The 1116-nt window shown below is 61.6% G+C and carries 1 protein-coding gene; it reads left to right on the top strand.

The features are described 5' to 3' along the window. Positions 1-204: 204 nt before the first annotated feature. Positions 205-1116: hypothetical protein (locus EN994_RS32525; RefSeq protein WP_127308206.1), on the top strand; the 912-nt coding region annotated here is incomplete at its 3' end.

Raw genomic sequence — 1116 nt, 5'->3', positions numbered from 1 at the left:
TATTCGTCCATGGTGCTGATTTGCGCCGGTGACCCGCCGCACAGGCGGGTTTTTCGTTTGATGCTCCGTCAGACAATGCGCCGGCGAAAGGCTGCGAAAGAAAACCGTTGCCCAGAATTCGTCGCCCTGTGGTGCCAGGGCCGGCAATTGACAATCGCCGGGTTGAGTTCATCCTCTTCCACCATCTCTGAGGCGGAGGGGCACATGTGGGATTTCGAGATCGGCCGGTCGGTGTCCATCATGATGCGGACCTGGCCGTTCATCGTCTTTCGTATGATCGTCTATTTCGGCATCACGCTGGCCTACATCATGGCGACCGGCACCGGTGCCTCGGTCGGCTATGGCGTCGGCCATATCTCCACCGATCCCGACGGGCCCATGTCCTTTGCCCTGTGGGGCGGCGTGGTCGGGTTTGGCATCGTCTCGATCGCGGTCTACTGGATCCGCGAATACATCCTCTATATCGTCAAGGCCGGCCACATCGCCGTCATGGTTCATCTGATCGACGGCCGCGACATTCCCGGCGGTCAGGACCAGATCGCCTACGCCAGGGATGTCGTCACCCAGCGTTTTGCCGAGGCCAATATCCTTTTCGTCGTCGACCAGCTCGTCAAGGGTGCCATCCGCGCCATCACCGGCCTGCTCGGCGGTATCGCCGCCTTCCTGCCGATACCGGGCCTGAGCGGCCTGGTCTCCTTCATCAACACGGTGATCCGCCTGTCGCTGACCTATGTCGACGAGATCATCCTCGGTTACAACATCCGCATCAATTCAGCCTCACCCTTCGAGACGGCGCGCCAAGGCGTCGTGCTCTATGCCCAGAACGGCAAGGTCATGGTCAAGAACGCCGTCTGGCTGGCGGTCATCATGTGGGGCGTGTCGTTCGTCATCTTTCTGATGATGCTGGCGCCTGCCGGCGCCATTCTGTTCCTGATGCCCGGCCAGCTCGCCGGCTGGGCCTTCGTGCTCGCCATCGTCTTCGCCTGGGCATTCAAGGCGGCCTTCATCGAGCCTTTCGCCATCGCTTGCCTGATGCAGGTCTATTTCAAGACCATCGCGGGCCAGGTGCCGGATCCGGCCTGGGACGCCCGGTTGGCCGAGGCGTCGTCGAAGTTC

The sequence above is a fragment of the Mesorhizobium sp. M7A.F.Ca.CA.002.09.1.1 genome, from assembly GCF_003998555.1.
In the GTDB taxonomy this organism is placed as follows: Bacteria; Pseudomonadota; Alphaproteobacteria; order Rhizobiales; family Rhizobiaceae; genus Mesorhizobium; species Mesorhizobium ciceri.
This window is presented reverse-complemented; position numbering and strand designations above follow the sequence as displayed.